This window comes from Anaeromyxobacter sp. Red801, from assembly GCF_049201065.2.
Taxonomy (GTDB): domain Bacteria; phylum Myxococcota; class Myxococcia; order Myxococcales; family Anaeromyxobacteraceae; genus Anaeromyxobacter.
The window spans coordinates 248954-265974 of the sequence record NZ_CM181236.1; the positions used below are offsets into that span (position 1 = coordinate 248954).

General features: G+C 72.3%; 11 protein-coding genes and 3 tRNA genes. 5 read left to right on the forward strand and 9 right to left on the reverse strand.

Annotated features, from left to right (window positions below; translation table 11 throughout):
• Window positions 1-42 precede the first annotated feature (42 nt).
• The 8 genes from ACOQFB_RS01080 to ACOQFB_RS01115 all read right to left on the reverse strand — a co-directional run bounded on the left by ACOQFB_RS01080 (window position 43) and on the right by ACOQFB_RS01115 (window position 7841).
• Complete coding sequence (locus ACOQFB_RS01080) at window positions 43-2769, reverse strand: helicase-related protein (protein WP_494492419.1); 2727 nt, start codon at window positions 2767-2769, stop codon at window positions 43-45.
• Window positions 2766-4631, reverse strand: coding sequence for a hypothetical protein (locus tag ACOQFB_RS01085; protein WP_494492420.1), 1866 nt, complete (start codon window positions 4629-4631; stop codon window positions 2766-2768). The genes ACOQFB_RS01080 and ACOQFB_RS01085 overlap by 4 nt, the downstream gene beginning before the upstream one ends.
• A 59-nt stretch (window positions 4632-4690) precedes the next feature.
• The gene (locus tag ACOQFB_RS01090; RefSeq protein WP_421609257.1) at window positions 4691-5983 is read right to left on the reverse strand and encodes a hypothetical protein; all 1293 of its coding nucleotides are present in this window, start codon (window positions 5981-5983) and stop codon (window positions 4691-4693) included.
• Between the two features lie 118 nt (window positions 5984-6101).
• Window positions 6102-6866 carry a hypothetical protein gene (locus tag ACOQFB_RS01095; RefSeq protein WP_421609258.1) on the reverse strand — a complete coding sequence of 255 codons (765 nt, stop codon included), beginning with the start codon at window positions 6864-6866 and terminating at the stop codon, window positions 6102-6104.
• A gap of 299 nt (window positions 6867-7165) precedes the next feature.
• A complete protein-coding gene (locus ACOQFB_RS01100) occupies window positions 7166-7342 on the reverse strand; it encodes a J domain-containing protein (RefSeq protein ID WP_421609259.1) in 177 nt (58 codons plus the stop codon).
• A gap of 143 nt (window positions 7343-7485) precedes the next feature.
• Window positions 7486-7562: transfer RNA gene (locus ACOQFB_RS01105), tRNA-Arg, on the reverse strand.
• 72 nt (window positions 7563-7634) lie between these two features.
• Window positions 7635-7726, reverse strand: a tRNA-Ser gene (locus tag ACOQFB_RS01110).
• 25 nt (window positions 7727-7751) lie between these two features.
• A tRNA-Ser gene (locus tag ACOQFB_RS01115) sits at window positions 7752-7841 on the reverse strand.
• 838 nt (window positions 7842-8679) lie between these two features.
• Here ACOQFB_RS01115 and ACOQFB_RS01120 point away from each other — a divergent pair.
• Genes ACOQFB_RS01120 through ACOQFB_RS01140 form a run of 5 tightly spaced genes read left to right on the forward strand, consistent with a single transcriptional unit; the run spans window position 8680 to window position 16441 of the window.
• Window positions 8680-10086 (forward strand): TolC family protein, encoded by a 1407-nt coding sequence (locus ACOQFB_RS01120; RefSeq protein ID WP_421609260.1) that lies wholly within the window; start codon window positions 8680-8682, stop codon window positions 10084-10086.
• The gene (locus ACOQFB_RS01125; protein ID WP_421609261.1) at window positions 10083-11225 is read left to right on the forward strand and encodes an efflux RND transporter periplasmic adaptor subunit; all 1143 of its coding nucleotides are present in this window, start codon (window positions 10083-10085) and stop codon (window positions 11223-11225) included. The genes ACOQFB_RS01120 and ACOQFB_RS01125 overlap by 4 nt, the downstream gene beginning before the upstream one ends.
• Window positions 11222-14359, forward strand: coding sequence for an efflux RND transporter permease subunit (locus ACOQFB_RS01130; protein ID WP_421609262.1), 3138 nt, complete (start codon window positions 11222-11224; stop codon window positions 14357-14359). The genes ACOQFB_RS01125 and ACOQFB_RS01130 overlap by 4 nt, the downstream gene beginning before the upstream one ends.
• Entirely contained in the window at window positions 14334-15017 is a 684-nt protein-coding gene (locus tag ACOQFB_RS01135; protein WP_421609263.1) for a response regulator transcription factor, read from the forward strand. Before ACOQFB_RS01130 ends, ACOQFB_RS01135 begins: the two co-directional genes overlap by 26 nt.
• A complete protein-coding gene (locus tag ACOQFB_RS01140; protein ID WP_421609264.1) occupies window positions 15014-16441 on the forward strand; it encodes an ATP-binding protein in 1428 nt (475 codons plus the stop codon). Before ACOQFB_RS01135 ends, ACOQFB_RS01140 begins: the two co-directional genes overlap by 4 nt.
• On the opposite strand, the gene ACOQFB_RS01145 is transcribed toward ACOQFB_RS01140, so the two are convergent.
• Window positions 16427-17011, reverse strand: a complete 585-nt coding sequence (locus ACOQFB_RS01145; RefSeq protein ID WP_421609265.1) for a PH domain-containing protein — start codon at window positions 17009-17011, stop codon at window positions 16427-16429. The genes ACOQFB_RS01140 and ACOQFB_RS01145 overlap by 15 nt on opposite strands.
• Window positions 17012-17021: the final 10 nt, after the last annotated feature.

A 17021-nucleotide genomic window follows, 5' to 3' on the forward strand; every position in this document is an offset into this window, starting at 1 on the left:
GGCTTGGGGAACGGGCTAACCGATGCCGATACGCTTGCCCTCCTATGCCGCGCTGTCGCGCCCTGACTCGCCGCCGGCGTCGCGCGCGCCGCCGTTCCCCGCCCGAGGCCTCCCCGGCGAAAAGTCCGGCACCGCGGCGCTCAGCCGCGCGCGCCAAGGTTCGGGCACCCGCGCCCAGGCCTCGGGCGACAGCACGTAGCCGAAGAGGGTGGCATCGAACTCGGCCGTTCGACGTGCGAGCAGGTCCTGCTGATAGGCGTCGTACGTCCCTTCGTACACCACACGGACGACCTCGATGCGCGGCGGTGCACCGCGCCGCACCGCCTGCCAGCGTGCAAACGCATGGCTCCAGTGATTGTCGAGTCGGTCGATGCGGCCGACTTGCTGCTCGACCACACCGGGGTTCCACTCTGGATGGAACTGAACCACAACGCGGCACGCGCCGTGGAGGTTCAGCCCCTCACGCCCGACCCGGCTCTGAGCGATGACGACCTGAGGGAAGGATCGTGGCCGGTTAAAGCCCTCCTGAATGGCGCGGCGCACCTCCCAGCTCGTGTCTCCGTCCATGACGCGGCAGTACCCGGTCTGGATGGAGCGCAGCTCCTTTGCCTCGGCGTCGAGCTCAGCGCGAATGCCGGCGAGCGCATCCGGAGCGAAGCCGCGCGGTTCCCCGTCATCCTCGGGATCCTGCGCCGCCTCTCGCAGCAGGCGCATGGTGTCCTCGATCGGTGTTCGGAGCTGGCGAGTGGGCGGCGCTTCTGTCGTACCCGCGGCAGCGAGATCGTCGAGGACCCTGGCGCGCAGGATGGTCCCCAAGGACTCGCGCAAACCATGCTCGTCGCGCCCGAGGTACTTCTTCAGGTACTCGGAGACGGCGGCCGCCGCGGCGCGACGGAGACGCTCATGCCTAGCGTACGCCTTTCTCGCCAGCCCCGCGATGATCGCGGGGTTCGGCGTCCGTCGTCCAGCCAGGGCCCCGCGGAACTGGCCGGTAGACCGCATCCGGGCGAACTGCCACATCGCGAGCGGAAACAGGCGCCGGCTGGCGGCGAGATCGAAAGGAATCGGGAGTCCGCGGTCGATCGCGCGCAGGCAGAATCGAACGTCCACGACATCCCGGAGGTTCCGGAGCGGACGCTTAAAGGTGCCGAAAACGAGTACCTTCTCCCTTGCACCCTCGGTCCACTCCTCGATCGCATCCACGGTTGCCTGGAGCCGCGGATGGACGAGCCCTGGCGCGAGGCCACTCGCGCCGTGGCGCGCAGCCTCGCGGCGCAGCGAGTCCCGCGACCGCCGGTACTCGCCGAGCCAGAACTGCAGCCGATCGAGCTGAGCGGCGGTTTCGGGTGGCAGGCCGCGCCGGGGCACCTCTTTCAGGAGGTCGAGTTCGACCTCGTCCTCGAGTTCGGCCCCGCTTGCTATCCGCGTGTAGAGCGTCTTGACGCCGTGGTGAACCTCGTGCGGCGCGTCCTGCGGCAGGCCGCGCGACGTTCTGGAGTAACCCTCCAACGCGACGAGCATGGACCGGGAAGCGCGGCCGTGCAATCCGTCCTCGGCAGGGATGGGGTACGGCTGCCTACGCCGGTGAGGGTGGGGCGAGGTGCGCGCTGCGGGGTCCCAAGGCTCGATCTGCTTCCGGAGCGCGTCCAGTCGCTCCGGTGACAGAAGTCGGCGCCGCGTGACGACCGGCTCGAGCTCCTCCTGGAACCGGCGAGACGCCTCCACAAGTTGTCCGAGCCGCTCCACGTCGTCGGGAGCCACTGCGACTGCCCTCACGCTGGCGAGGAACGCGTCCGCTCTGACGGTGAGGTCGCGGGTCGAACGTCCCGGGATCGTACGTTCGACGAGCTCCGCCCACTGTCGGGCCTCGAGTTCCATCGGCGTCGCCGTCAGGCTGAGCCGCCGCTGGCCAGAAACAAACAGGTGCTCGAGTAGTTCCGGCAACACCTTCTGACGCATGTGCCGGGCGCGAGATGGGTCGTCTTCTGTCGGCGAGCGGCTCTTGTGCGCCTCGTCGATGACGACGAGGTTGAAGGGTCCCATCCACCGGCCGAGTAGCTGCCTTGCGGTCCTCCACGATTCCCCGCCGGCGAAGAAGTCCTCCCGCAGCACCTCCTCGTCCTGACCCAGGCACGGAAGCGCCTGCAGCCGCCTGTGCAGCTCGCCGTTCCGTTCTACGCGCTGTGCGATTCGAGCGGCCATGGCACGGAGTTCGGGCCACGGCGAAGCAGTGCCCGCGGCACGTGCCGCTATGCGCCCGTGCAACGTGCGTCCGTCCTTGCGGAGTACGGGGTGGAGTTCCGACAGGACGAGCGACGGAAGAGCGCACTTCCAATCGTCCGAACGGAAAGTGATCCGCGGATACTGGAAGTTGTGCGAGATAAGCCACCACGGGCTGGCGATCGTCGCCGCGTGCCGCGGCTCGCTGACCCAGTTCTGCAGGGTCGTGAGGGCGAGGGGCTTCCGAGCGTGGGTTGGCCGTCTGCCCTGAAGCTTCGCGTATTCGCTCGTCCACTGGTGCATGAGGCCGCGTGGTGCGACGACAGCCGCGCGTCCGCCGCACTTCACGACCGCCTCGACGACGGCGCACGCGATGCGCGTCTTGCCCTGACCGACCTCGTCCGCGACGATAACCCCGTGCCGTTCGATGCGCTCCGCGATGAACTCGAGCGTTTCGAGCTGCCCGGCCTGGAGCGTCTCGCGAAAGGGCGCCGTCGTGCGCGCTGCCCGTAGCCACGCGGCCACCGCTGACCAGGCGAAGGTACTCACCGTCCCTCCACGGCGCGAACGAAGCGGTCAACGATGGACCGGTAACGGCGGAGCTGGGCCTCATTCAGCGCCGCGGGGCGAAACCCGGCGGCGAGAAGCGCACGTCGGAAGGGCACTCCGACGGCGCGCCATGCTCCGAGCTCCGGCGGGCGGAACTGAGAATCGAGCATGACCTCGAGGTGCTGCACCCAATCGTCGAGGAGGTACGGCGGAACGCGCGCTTGATGTGCCCCGAGTCCGTCCAGGAACTCCATCGCCTTCTGGAGCGGATACTTCGCGAGGTCGTCGCGGAGTGCGCGTACCGTCGTCGCTGGGGGCGGCGCAGCGTCGGGGTCGCGTTCCTCCGCGCCATCTTCGTTCTCGTCTTCCTGATCCTCGGCCGCGTCATCCGCAGCGGCGGGAAAATCGAGCAACTTCGCCATCGCTTCGTCGAAGGACTCGGGTGCCTCCGGGCTGGCCGCTACGCGAAGGGAGTGGGTCTCGACGGCGATCGTCCACGGCTCCACTCCCTTGCCGCGCTCGATGCGGATCACTCCAGGGCTGACGCCGTCGGCGAGTCGCACCCGCTCGACGCTCGGTTCAATGTCCTCCGTGCGATCGTCGATAAGCACCCGGAACCGCTCCCCCGTGTTCACTTCCGGTCGCCAATGGAGCTCCAGGTAGGCACCTACCTCGTCCTCGAGGAGGCGAACGCCGCGGAGCGGCGGAACTTCGATGAGTGGCTCCGCCTTCACGTCAGGCTCGTCCTCGTGGGCTGAATCCTCGGCCAGATCCTCGGGCGAGACCTCTTTCCGTGAGACGTACAAAGATTCGAGGGCTTCGTCGAACATGCAGGCGCCGGGAAACGCGAGGATCACGCCGCACTCGATGTTGCCGTGCTGGGGGACGCCCCACCGGAAGCCGCGAAATGTCAGGTTGCCCGAGCCGAGATACAGGGTGCCCCTGAGTACCTGACGCCGCGAAGCGTGGCCGACGAAGACGAACTTGGCGTGCAACGCGCGCGGCTCACGGCGGCGAATGGGGTCGCTGGGTTCGCGGACGGACCAGCCGTCCTCCCCTGCACGGTGGGCCCAGCCAGCGAGTGCACCCGCAGCAGAAGGCTCCGTCGTGACGATCTTGGTCGCGTCATCCGGCACGAGTCCGGAGAGGACTTTCAGCACCTTCGGTTCGAGGTCTTTCCGGCCGCTCTTCGGTGCCGACTCGAACGAACCCGAGCCACACGCCAGGAAGTTCAGCCCTCGCTTTCCGCAAACCGCCGACTCGAGCGCACCGAGCAGCGGGCCGTCGAGCGAGTGAATGAACCTGGGCCGTACGCCTCGACTCGGAGCGACGTCTTCACAGCGGTTCAGCAGGTCGTGGAGGCGCTGCGCGAACGCGAGGCCGTCGCGGTTGGTGGACGGCGCGTCGTAACCTTCCAGCACGCGCCTCGCGAAGCCGCCTGCAGCCGCCACGTCGGCACGGTCCACCGGGTCAGCAGCCGCGAGGGCGCCGCGCGAGCCGCACGAGACATCGACGTGCCAGGCGAGTTCGAGCTGGTGCCGCGCCGAGCGATCCGTCCAGTTCGCCGTGCTGACGACGAGTCGAAGCGTCGAGGGCGGGCCGACCCGCGATCTTCCGAACGCGAGGAGAGCAAGCTTCGCGTGAAGCAGTGCCTTCTTCCCGCCGCCCGTCGGCGCCAGCTCGAGGAGCCCGGGGACGGCAAGAGGGGACAGCAGTTCGCCTCTCTGCTCCGTTGCGTGCGGATCGAGCACCAAGAACGCGACCGGCAAGCCGAGCGCCGCGCGGCGGTCGCGGCCGAGCCCGGTAAACCGCTTCACGATCTGTTCGAGAAACGGCCGACTGGCGGACATGGACACGAACAAGCCCACCTGCCCGTGCAAGTCGGGGGGCGCCGTCACTGCGTCGAGGAGAGTGCGGCGACTCATCCAAGGCGCTCCGCGCCGATGTCTCGCGCCAACGAGTGCAGGTTGGCGAGTCCGAACCTCCGGCCGCCGGCCTTCGTCTCGGGATCGGTCGCGCCATCATCGTCGGTGTCCTGCTCCGCATCAAGCGTCAGCATGGTCGTGAACAATGGGCCGCGCGCTATCTCGCCGGAGTCGCCAGCGCGAACGATCTTGCCGTCGCGAGAAGCCACAAACTGCAGGAGCGCGGGGTCCGCGAGTGACTCGAGACGGCTTGCGAACCGGTGGGCAGTCGAGTGCCCCTTGCTCGCATCCGCCCGCTCCAGTTGCGCGTAGTCACGGGCTGCCTCGCGCAACGCGCCGACCGCCTCGCGGACGGCCGCTCGGCGACTCAGCACGGCCGAGTCCGTTGCGAGGTGCCTCTCCATCGCGACCGTGATGGCGCCGATGAGACGCTGTGCCCGCTCGAGCATCGCTCCGAACGCGAACGCGAGTACGATCTCGTCCGCCTGCTGACGGCGCTCCGGGTCGCCGCGCCGAAGTGCCGAAAGAACGGCCGACAGCGGGGGCAGGTCCGAGTGACGCACGAGCAGTCGTGCCAACGCCCCTCGTTTCCGGGCCTCGAGCGAGTCCACATGCACGAGCCGGTGGGCGACGAGCCTGCGCTCGAGCGCGGTTGGCGCCTGGGGATGAAGGGCGCGGCATAGCGCCGGAGAGCTCGCGGGGACCGTGCCTCCACCGATCCACCGGCGGAGGTGGTCGCGCACCCGCGACCTACCTGCCGCTACGTCGAGGAAAGCACCGGCGAGTTCATCGCCAGGGGGCGTCAAGACCATCGCCGAGAAACGAGAGCCGTGCGCGAAGCCGAGGCCGGCCGGCCGGGCGCCCACCGCGCTCGAGGTCAGCGCCCGGACCGTTCCCGAGCGATACGAATTCAGTACGTAGTGCTCGCGCCGGGTGAGTGCCTGGAACGACCGCGTGTCCGGGTCTTTCTCGTCGCGTGCGAAGGCGCGCGTTCCGATCACGCGACTGAGCTGCCCCCCGTCTTCGTAGGCGAGCTTGCACGCGAGGGCTTCGATCCCGAGCGCGCAGGACGTCGGCGAGTGGCGCCGGCCGTCGTCTGCGGGTTCGGTCGAGAGCCGCAGCCCCGCGACGGCCCAGCTCAACTGGCGAACGAACCAGACGCGACCTAGCCCCGGGACGACGAGGTCGGTGTAATGCCTGAGCGCGGGACGCAGGCCGAGGTCCAGAGTGCGCCGCTCGGAGCGAAGCTCGGACGGAGCGGCGGCGTACCAGGTCGCGGTCGAGGTCATCAGGTATCGCTAGCCTGGGTGCGTGTACCGGAGCCGTGTGACGGGTTCGGGAAATGCTCCCGAACGCCACGTGATCCTACCGCAGGGACGGACACCCGCCGACGCCTGTGTTTCCGTGTCACCACCAGCGGCTGTGGCGTCGCCGCGGTCCGCGGGAGCGATGGCTCGTGCGGTGCTCCGGGAGGACGCGAGAGAGGCCGCCGAGGAATGTCTTCAGCGCATCGAGGTGGGCCAGGATGTCGCCGCCGGGGCCCGCGTAGTCGGCCGCGAGCGTCCGATCGATCCACTCGTTCATCGACTCGATCGTGTAGGCGCGGATGTTGTGCTCGGCCGCGAACGCCGCCGCGTTCCCCGAGAGCCCCGGGGAACAGAAGAGGTACCCTCGCGAAACACCCGAGTGACGCATCGTGGCCGCGAGCATCTGCGGGATCGTTACGTTGACGGCCGCTCCTTCGCGGTGGCGGAATCGGACGAGGATTCGGTCGTCGCCGTCGCTGAACTCGAGCGTGCGTTCGACGCCGGAGTACCTGAGGGGAACGTATCCGAGCAGGAAGAAGGCTACGGTGATCCGCCGGGCAACCTGCGACTCGCTGTCGTCGAAGGTCGAATCGCGCATGACGAGGTCGACGAACGACGCCAGGTCCGCGAAGTAGCGTTCGAGGCCGACGACGTCGCGCTCCGTGGACTCGTGAGCGGACTCTTCGGCCTTGCGCCGCGCCCATCCGCTCGAGGGAAGCAGCACGAACCTCCGCTCGCCGCGAACTCCAGGTCCGGGGAGGTGGCCGACGAAGGACAGCGCCGCAACGACCGAGCCGAGGAATGCCGGCTTGAACACGAAGCCAGCAGCGGAGCAGCAAACGAATCCCGCGAACGAGTAGGCCACCGTACGTCGCGCGTCCGCTACGGACCGGGCGTAGTCGGACGCGAACTTCTGCGCCCGAGCCCCCACTTCACTGCGAATCCTCTCCGCCTCCTCCTCGATCCTGCGCCGGACCCGCGCTCGAACGCTTCCGAGCGGCTCGCCCGGATGTGCGCCTTCTCTGGCGCGGGCGGCCGGGTCGGGCTGAGCTGTGGGCGGTCGGCGGGGTTCCGGTCGCGGTCGCGTGGGAGGCGGCGGAGGCTGGGTAGGCCGCCGCGGCGCGGCGCCTCCTATCCTCCAGAAGAGGTCATGGGTGACGCGGGTTACCGGGTCGCTGACGCCGCGTTCACGCGGACCATGGCGTCGTGAGATCCGCCAAGATCCGGGTGGTGGCGACGACAGGCGAGGCGCCACGCCGCTTTCACGTCCTGCGGCGACGCCGTGGCCGGAACCTCCAGGACGACGTAGCAGTTGAAGGCCTCCCAAAGCCGTGACGGCATTCACCCTCCAGCCGGTATCCCAGCATTGGGCGCGCCTTCCCGTCCAGCGTCGGTCTCGCTGTGCCCGTGCTGCAGGGAACCGAGAGCCCGAAAAAAACAAGAAGCCGGCTTCTGAGACAACTCCTCAGAAGCCGGCTCTTTTTTGGCGCGCCCTAGAGGATTTGAACCTCTGGCCTTCGGATTCGTAGTCCGACGCTCTATCCAACTGAGCTAAGGGCGCAAAGCCTATTCGGTTGTGCCGCCGGGGAGGGCGGGGTGCTGCGGTGCTGCGGGTCCTGCGGTGCTGCGAGATTGGCGGAAAGGGAGGGATTCGAACCCTCGATACAGGTCACCCCGTATACTGGTTTAGCAAACCAGCGCCTTCGGCCTCTCGGCCACCTTTCCAGAACCTCTTCCGCTCCTTCTGTCCTGGCGGAGGAGGAAGGATTCGAACCTTCGGAGGGCGTGAACCCTCTGCGGTTTTCAAGACCGCCGCCTTAAACCGCTCGGCCACTCCTCCGAAAACCGCGAATCCGTCCTCGTTCCATCTGCTTCCGGGCCCCGGGACATCCTGTCCGGCGCTCGGAGTCCGCCCATATACGGCACCGTCGGCCGGGGATCAAGCGGAGAACGCACGGGCGGGCGGCCTGGGCGCGGGGCGCGTGAGAGCGGGCTCATCCGGCTCCCATGCAGTGGCCGCTCGCTCTCTCGTACGGTCCTCCCGATGCCTGCCGTCCCCCACCTCGTCGCACCCGCCGGCTGCGCGCCCCGCAAGGCCGACGGGCACCTCCGTGTCGACGGGTCGTAGGCCCAGCACGAACCCCCCTCCGCTGCTGGGACTGCGACCTGCCGGCGGCGGGGTGGGGGGCGGCGGCATCTTCCCCCTCCGGCTCCCCCTGCTCCGTGAACGGGGGGGAGCTGGGTGGGCGGGGGTGACTCAGGTCCGTTCGGCATGAGCGGTGGGGGAGGGGGCTCCACGGATGGGTGGGTGCCTCGACTCCGGCCCGCACCTATGGTGCGGGCCTACGCTCGGCATGAGCGGATGTGGACGGGCCGCACGGAGCGGTGCGGCGAGCGGCGTGAGCGGCGTCGGGAGGGGCGCGGACGCATCGTACGGGCGTCACGACCCGGCTTGCGACAACATGCCGCTTCTACGGGACCTTTTCTGAGAGCCTTCTCACGGGGAACCCATGCCGCGGCGCGCCGGCCGCGGCAGAACACGGCCCGCGATGATGCCCTCCTCGGTCCTTCTCCTCTCGCTCCTGGTCGTCGCCGATCCGGTCGCCCCGTCGAGCCCGCCGGTCGCGCCGGCGCCGGCGCCGGCGGCCCCGCAACCGCACGCCTCCCCACCGCACCGGATGGCGCCGCTCGCGCCGGAGCGCGTCTACGCCATCACCTTCGACGAGGCGCTGGGGCTCGCGGCGGAGGCGCCCTCGGTATCGGGCGCGGAGCGCGCGGTCGCCGCCAAGTCCGAGGGCAATTCCAAGATTGGCCTGCTCACCTCCAACCCCTCACTCGTCCTCCAGCCCGGGTTCGCGACCAGGGACGCGAACCCGCGGCTGGAGGGCGAGGTAGCCCTCACGCAGTCCTTCAACCTGGCGGGCCTCTCGGGCAATCGCCGCAAGGCGGCCCGCACCGAGGAGCAGCAGCTCCGCGACGAGGCCCGCGCGGTGGCGCTCTCGCGCCGCCTCTACGCGGCGCAGGCGTGGCTGGACATGTGGGCGGCGGAGAACGCGTTCCAGCTCTCGCGCGAGGAGCTGGGGCTCGCCATGGAGCTCGCGGCCCGGACGCGCCGCGCGGCGGAGTCGGCGGCGCTGACGCGCGCGGACGCGGCGGACGCCGACGCCTACGAGGCGGAGGCGCGGCTGGCCTCGCTCTCGGTCGAGGGTGAGGTGACCGACCTGGGCTTCCGGCTCGCGGAGACGGTGGGCAAGGCGACGCCGCTGCCGATGACGACCTCGGGCGAGCTGCCGATGGCGACGGTCCCGGAGCGCGCGGCGTGGCCGGCGCTCATCGCACGCGCGGCGGCGCTGCCGGCGGCCCGTGCGGAGAAGCTGGCTGCGGAGGCGGACCGGGCCCGCGCCTCGGAGGCGCGCTCGGCGCGCGGCCTCGATCTGCAGCTGGGCGTCCGCGGGCAGCGCGACTCGGCGGGCGACGACGTCCTCTACGGAATCGTGGGCTTCACCTTCCCGGTGTTCGAGCGGGGCCACCGCGAGGCGGCCACCTTCGACGCGGCGGCGGCCCGCCGCGCGGGCGAGGCGGAGGACGCGTCGCGCCGCGCGGTGACGGAGCTGGCGCGCGCCTTCCACGAGGTGGAGCACACGGGCGAGGTCCTCTCCGCGCTCGAGAAGACGCTGGTCCCGGCCGCGGCGGAGAGCGCCCGGCTGCGCGAGGCGGCGATGCGCGCGGGCGACGCGACGGTGGTCGAGGTCCTGGTGGCCCGCCGGAGCGCGGCGGCGGCGCGGGCGCGCGAGCTGCGCGCGCGGGCGGCGCACGCGTGGGCGCGGGCGAAGGTCGCGATGCTGGTGGCGCTGGTGCCGACGGATGGGGGGCCGGCGGCCCCTGCTCGCCCTTCGACAGGCTCAGGGCGAGCGGGAGAGGACAGGACCGCGCTCGCGGAAGCGCTCGCTCGCCCCTCGACTCCGGCGGTGCCTTCGGCCCCGCCTACGCTCGGGGTGAGCGGATCACCTGGTGAGCGTGATGGAGGGGCAGACCAGCCCGCCACCGAACCTATGCAACCCCGCAGCACCGGAGCGACGCCGTGAACCGATCCCCTCGCAAGACCCTCCTCGCGGCCGTCGCCGCCCTGGCCGCGCTGGCGGCCTGCTCGAAGGAGCCGGCGCCGCCGCAGCCGCCGCAGGCTTCGCCGGTGGAACCGGCCTCGCTGAAGCTCGCGAAGGAGCAGGCGGGCGCCGCGGACACGACCCCGGCCGCCGCCACGAGCGCGCGCACGCCCTGGGTCCGGGTCCGCGCGGCGGAGGGCGTCTCGCTGCTGGAGGCGCCGGCCACGGTGCTGCCGGCGCCGGAAGGCGTCGCCGCGGTGACGCCGCCGTTCCGCGCGCGCATCACGAAGATCTCGGTCCGCGCGGGCGAGAAGGTCGCCAAGGGCCAGGTCATCGCCGAGGTGGTGATGCCGGAGGTGGTCCAGGCGGCGGGCGCCTACGCGGCGGCGACGACGCGGCTCGAGGCCTACCAGCGCCGGAAGGACCAGCTCGACGGCCTGAAGAAGGACGGCCTGGTGAAGCTCTCCGACCTGCTCGAGGCGGAGACGAAGCTCGCCGAGGCGCGCGCGGACCAGCAGAGCGCGCTCGCGACGCTCCGCGCGGCGGACCTCGCGGCGGGCGACGCACGGCGCATCCTGGACGGCTCGGGGCAGGTGGGCCTGCGCTCGCCGATCTCGGGGATGGTGCACGAGGTGAAGGCCTCGATCGGCGAGACGCGCGAGGCGGCGGGCGAGCCGATCGCGCGCGTCGCCGCGGACGGCGAGACGCGGGTGGAGGCGCGGCTCGCGTACGCGCCGCCGCCGACGGCGAAGTTCGAGCTCATCCTGCCGGACGGCACCCGCCATCCGGTGGACCTGCTGGGCCGGGCGCCGGTGGTGGATCCGCGCGACGGCACCACCGCCGCCTGGTTCGCGGGCCACAACGGCGGCGCGCGCTTGCCGGCGGGCCTCTCGGCGCGCCTGGCGGTGAAGATGGGCGAGGCGGCGGCGGCGGTGCCGGCCCGCTCGGTGGCGCTCGACGGCAAGCAGGCCTACGTGGTCCGCAACGTCGCGGGGAAGCCGCAGCGGCTGCCGGTGCAGGTGCTCGCCACCTCCGGCGCGGACGCGCTGGTGAAGGGCGTCGAGCCGGGCACCGAGGTCGCGGCGGACGCGGCGCTGGCCGCGGCGGAGGAGCAGCCGTGATCGGACGCCTGGTCGCGTGGTGCGTGGACCACCGCAAGCTGGTGGTCGCGCTCACGGTCGCGCTCGCCGTCCTCGGCGCCATCTTCAGCGCGCGCCTCAAGTTCGACGCGATGCCGGACATCACCACCAACCAGGTGCTGGTGCTGACGCGCGCGCCGGGCCTGACGCCGGAGGAGGTGGAGCGGCTCGTCACCCGGCCCATCGAGGCGGCGCTGGGCGGCGTGCCGGGCATGGTGGAGCAGCGCAGCCTCTCGCGCTACGGCATCTCCTCGGTCACCGCGGTCTTCGACGACGGGGCGGACACCTACCGCGCCCGCCAGGTGGTGAAGGAGCGGCTCGACACGGTCGAGCTGCCGGGCGGCGTCTCGGCGCCGGAGCTGGGCCCGGTGACGGGCGGCCTGGGCGAGATCTTCCACTTCACCATCTCCTCCAACCGCCGCACGCCGGCGGAGCTGCTGGAGATGGCGACGCTCCGCGTCTCGCCGCTGCTCCGCAGCGTGCCGGGCGTGGTCGAGGTGAACACCTGGGGCGGCGAGCAGCGCACGCTCGAGGTCCGGGCGGATCCGGTGCGGATGGCGCAGCGCGGGCTCACGCTCGCCGACCTGCGCGCCGCGCTGGAGCAGGCGACGGGCACCGCCGCTGGCGCGAGCGTGCCGGCGGGCTCGGCGCAGTCGCTGCTCCGCGCGGTGGCGCTCCCGAAGGACCCGACCGACCTCGCCCACGCGCTCATCCACCCCGAGGACAGCCAGCTCCCGCCGGTGCGGCTCGCCGAGGTGGCGGACATCCGCGTGGGCGCGATGCCGCGCATCGGCGCCGCCACCAAGAACGGCCACGGCGAGACGGTCTACCTGATGGCGCAGATGCTCCGGGGCGACAACGCGCTCGAGGTGATGGACCGCGTCCACGGCGCGATGACGAAGGTCCGCGCGGCGCTCCCGGACGACGTGACGGTGGACATCGTCTACGACCGGTCGAAGCTGGTCGAGGGCACGCTCCACACGGTCTTCAAGAACCTGCTGGAGGGCGGCCTGCTGGTGGTGGCGGTGCTGTTCCTCATGCTGGGCTCGTTCCGCGCGGGCCTGCTGGTGGCCTCGGCCATCCCGCTCTCCATGCTGGGCGCGACCGGCGCGATGGTGCTGCTGGGCATCCCGGGCAACCTGATGAGCCTGGGCGCCATCGACTTCGGCCTGGTGGTGGATGGCGCGGTGGTGATGGTGGAGGCCATCTTCCACGGGGTGGCCGCGGCGAGCTTCGCGTCGGCGGACCGGCGCGGCGCGCGCGAGAAGATGGCGGCGCACGTGCGCGAGGTGACGCGCTCGATGGCGACGCCGGTCTTCTTCTCGGTGCTCATCATCCTGCTCGTCTACGTGCCGGTGCTGTCGCTCACCGGCGTGGACGGGAAGATGTTCCGGCCGATGGCGCTGACGGTGGTCTTCGCGCTCCTCACCTCCCTCGTCCTCTCGGTCACCTTCATCCCGGCCGCGGCGGCGCTCCTGCTCCGCCCGAAGGACATCCCGGCCCGCCCGCCGCCGCTGGTGCGCCTCCTCGACCGGCTCTACCTGCCGTTCCTGGAGCGGACGCTGGCGCGCCCGAAGGCGGTCGCGGCCGGCGCGGTGACGCTGCTCACGCTGGGCGTGGCGCTGTTCATGACGGCGGGCTCGGAGTTCGTGCCGCAGCTCGACGAGGGCGACCTCGTCATTCAGACCACCCGCGCGGCGGACATCTCGCTCGAGTCGGCGGTGCGCGAGGCGGGGCGGATGGAGGCGGCGGTGCTGTCGCAGGTGCCGGAGGCGACGCGCATCGTGTCGCGCGTGGGCAGCCCGGCGGTCGCGACCGACATCATGGGCCTCGAGCAGGCGGACGTGTTCGTGACGCTGAAGCCGCGTGCCGAGTGGCGCAAGGGCCTCACCCGCGACGAGCTCATCCGCGAGGTGGGGCTGGCCATCGGGCGCGAGGCGCCGGGCGGCGACCCGGCCTTCACGCAGCCCATCCAGATGCGCTTCAACGAGCTGTTGGGCGGCTCGGTGGCCGACGTCACCATCTCCGTCTACGGCGAGGACCTGGCGGCGCTGCGCGGGCTGGCCGAGCAGGTGACCGGGGTGGTGGAGCAGGTGAAGGGCGCCGAGGACGTGCGCATCTACGCGCCGCCGGCGGTGTCGCTGCTCGAGGTCCGGCCGCGGCCGCTCGACGTCTCGGCGGCGGGCTTCACGGTGCGCGACGTGCTCGACGCGGTGACGGCGGTCCGCACCGGCGTCGAGGTGGGGGCCACCTACGACGGCCCGCTCCGCATCCCCATCGTGCTGCGCCTGGGCGACGGGGCGAGCGCGTTCACGCTCCCATCGCTGGGCCTGCCGGCGCCGGGCGGCGCGCTGGTGCCGCTCTCGCGCGTCGCCGACGTGTCGAGCGAGGTGGCGCCGAGCCTGGTGTCGCGCCAGGACGCCGAGCGCCGCCTGGTGGTCGGCTTCAACGTGCGCAGCTCCGACCTGGGCGGCGTGGTGGGCGCGGCGGAGCGCGCGGTGGCGGCGCAGGTGCGAACGCCAGCCGGCTACCGGATCGAGTGGGGCGGCTCCTTCGAGACGCTGAACGAGGCGAAGCGCCGCCTGGCGGTGGTCATCCCGGTGGTGCTGGTGCTCATCGTGGGCGTGCTGCTCGCCGCCTTCCGGAAGCTGAAGCCGGCGCTGGTCATCTTCATGAACGTCCCGTTCGCCTCGGTGGGCGGGATGATCGCGCTCTGGGCCCGCGGCATGCCGGTGTCCATCTCGGCGGCGGTCGGCTTCATCGCGCTCTCCGGCGTGGCGGTGCTGAACGGCGTCGTGCTCATGAACCGCCTGGTGGCGCTGGAGGCGGAGGGGCTCTCGCCCGCGGAGGCGGCCGCCACCGCGGCCCGCGAGCGGGCCCGGCCGGTGCTGATGACGGCGCTGGTGGCCGCCCTCGGCTTCATCCCCATGGCCATCGCCACCGGGGTGGGCGCCGAGGTGCAGCGGCCGCTCGCCACGGTGGTCGCGTTCGGCCTGGTGACCTCCACCATCCTCACCTTGCTCGTGCTCCCGGCGCTCTATCCTTGGCTCTCGCGCCGGGCCGAGGGATCATCGGCGCCGGAGCCCGTGCATGAAGCTCTTGCTGGTCGAGGATGAGGACCGGGTCGCGCGCGTGCTGGCGCGCGGCCTGGCCGAGGAAGGCCACCAGGTGGACGTCTGCGGCACGGGCCTCGCGGCCCGGGAGCAGGCGACCACCATCGCCTACGACGTGGTGCTGCTCGACTGGTCGCTGCCCGACCTCGACGGCATCTCGGTGCTGCGCGAGTGGCGCTCGCGGGGCCTGCGGACGCCGGTGCTGCTGCTCACCGCCCGCGGCTCGACCGGCGAGAAGGTCACCGGCCTGCGCGCCGGCGCCGACGACTACCTCGTGAAGCCGTTCGACTTCGACGAGCTCATCGCGCGCATCGAGGCGCTGCACCGCCGCGGCGGCGCGAGCGACGTGTCCGCGCTCGGCCCGGTGACGCTCGACGCCCGGCGCCGCGCGCTCATCGCGGGCGCGAAGTCCGAGACGCTCACCGCCCGCGAGTACGGCCTCATCGCCGAGCTGGCCCGCCATGCGGGCGAGGTGCTCTCGCGGAGCCGCCTCATCGAGACGGTGTGGGGCCAGGAGTTCGAGGGGAACTCGAACGTGGTGGACGTGTACGTCGGGTACCTCCGCACCAAGCTCGACCGGCTCGGCGCCGCGGGCGTCCGCATCGAGTCGGTGCGCGGGGTGGGGTACCGGCTGTCGGTGCCGCCGGGGGCCGGCGCGTGAAGCTGGCGGCGCGGCTCTGGCTGCTCGGGGCGGTGGTGCCGGCGCTGGGCATGGTCGCCGCGGCGCTCGTGGCGGCCGAGCTCTTCCGCGCCAGCCTGGAGCGCGCGCTCGACGACGCGCTCATGGGCCAGGCCGCGGCGGAGGCGGTGTCGCTGTTCGACGCGCCGGGCGGGAAGCCGCATCTGCACATGGCGACCTCGCCGCTGCGCGGGGCGCTCACCCGCTTCGCGCCGGCGGCCGCGCTCTACGACGCGACCGGTACGCGCATCCTGGTGTTCCCGGAGGACGCGCCGCCGGACCTGGTGGACGAGCGGCTGTCGCCGCAGGGGCTCGGGCCGGAGCCCCGGCTCGCCACGCGGCGCCGCGCGGGGCACGGCGGGCAGGACCGCGTGCTCACGGTGGGGGTCACGAGCCAGGACGGCGCGCCGTGGGCGCTCGAGCTCTCCGCCTCGCTCGCGGGCGTGCACGAGACGGTGCGCACGTTCCGGCGCGCCGGGTTCGCGATGGCGCTCCTGCTCGGCGCGGCGCTGTTCCTCCTCCAGACGTTCCACGCGCGCCGGCTGGCCCGGCGGGTGAACGCGCTCACCGGCCACATGGCGGCGCTCCGCGAGGGGAACCTCGAGGCGGTCGCGCCGGCGGCGCACGGCGACGACGAGATCGCCGCGCTGGGCCGGGTGGTGGCGGACGCGACGGAGAAGCTCCGCCGCGCCCGCGAGGCGCAGGACCGGCTGGTCGCGGACGCGGCCCACGAGCTGCGGACGCCGCTCACGCTCATGCGCACCTCCATCGACCTCGCGCTGCGCCGCCGCCGCGAGGCGCCGGAGCTGGTGGAGGCGCTCGACGAGACCCGGCGCGAGGTGGACCGGCTGGCCCGGCTCGCGACGCGCCTGCTCGACCTCGCCACCGCCGGGCGCGGCGCCTGGGACCGGACCACCGGCGATCTGGTGCAGGCGGCGCACGAGGCCGCCGAGGCGGCCCGGGCCGCGGCCGAGGCGAAGGGGATCCTGGTGCAGGTGGAGGGGCCGGAGGCGCTGCCCGCCGCGTTCGACGCGGCCGGCCTTCGCCAGGCGCTCGACAACCTGCTCTCGAACGCCATCCGCCACGGCCCGCGCGGCCGGCCGGTGATCATCCGGCTCTCGCGCGCCGGCGAGGTGGCCCGCATCGCGGTGCGCGATGAGGGGCCGGGGATCGCGCCGGGCGATCGGGAGCGGGTGTTCCAGGCGTTCGAGCGCGGCAACGGCGAGGCGGCCGGGCCGGACGGCGCGGGGCTCGGGCTCGCCATCGTGGCGGAGATCGCCCGCGGGCACGGCGGGCGGGCCTACGTGGCGGACGCGGGGGCGGGGGCCGAGGTGGTGATGGAGGTGCCCCTCGACTCCGGGTCCCTCGACTCCGGGGCTGCTTCGCAGCCCCTACGCTCGGGGTGAGCGAGCGCCAGGCGGGCGCGACGCGAACCGGCTCCCGGGCCTCACGCGCCGCGCGCGCGCGGCGCGGGAGAGCACCTCCTCCACGAACGGCTCGGCCGGATCCGGCGAGAGCACGAACGTGTCGCGGTCGGTGGTCACGCGCACCAGGCCGTCGCCCCGCGTCGCGTACATCCGGAACTTCCCCAGCGAGCGCGAGCGGAACCGGCCGTAGTGGCCGAACGCGCCGCTCGTGCCGAGCAGCCGGATGGCGCCGGCGAGCGCACCCGGCGCCAGCAGCTCCACCTCGCGCACCTCGCGGAGCGGGATCTCGATGGGCAGGAGCGGCCGCTCCACGCGGATCAGCGCGGCCTCGATCTCGAAGCCGCTCGGCGCGAGCGCCCAGACGGCCACCGCCGTGGCGACGATGAACACCGGGAGCGCCGCGAAGAGCAGCGCCGGCAGCCCGACGTCGGGCGTCTCCGGCCGCCGGGCCGCGAACGCGGTGACCGCCGCGCCGGCGGCGCTGAGGACGACGAACAGCGCCGTGCTCACCTTGAGCGAACGCTCCCAGCGCGCGGCGTAGAGGGCCATCGCCCGCGAT

Coding starts and splice junctions, on each gene's coding strand:
- ACOQFB_RS01100 (WP_421609259.1), bottom strand. CDS start 7,342: ATGCCGTCACGGCTTTGGGAGGCCTTCAACTGCTACGTCGTCCTGGAG.
- ACOQFB_RS01120 (WP_421609260.1), top strand. CDS start 8,680: ATGGCGCCGCTCGCGCCGGAGCGCGTCTACGCCATCACCTTCGACGAG.
- ACOQFB_RS01145 (WP_421609265.1), bottom strand. CDS start 17,011: ATGGCCCTCTACGCCGCGCGCTGGGAGCGTTCGCTCAAGGTGAGCACG.
- ACOQFB_RS01135 (WP_421609263.1), top strand. CDS start 14,334: ATGAAGCTCTTGCTGGTCGAGGATGAGGACCGGGTCGCGCGCGTGCTG.
- ACOQFB_RS01090 (WP_421609257.1), bottom strand. CDS start 5,983: ATGACCTCGACCGCGACCTGGTACGCCGCCGCTCCGTCCGAGCTTCGC.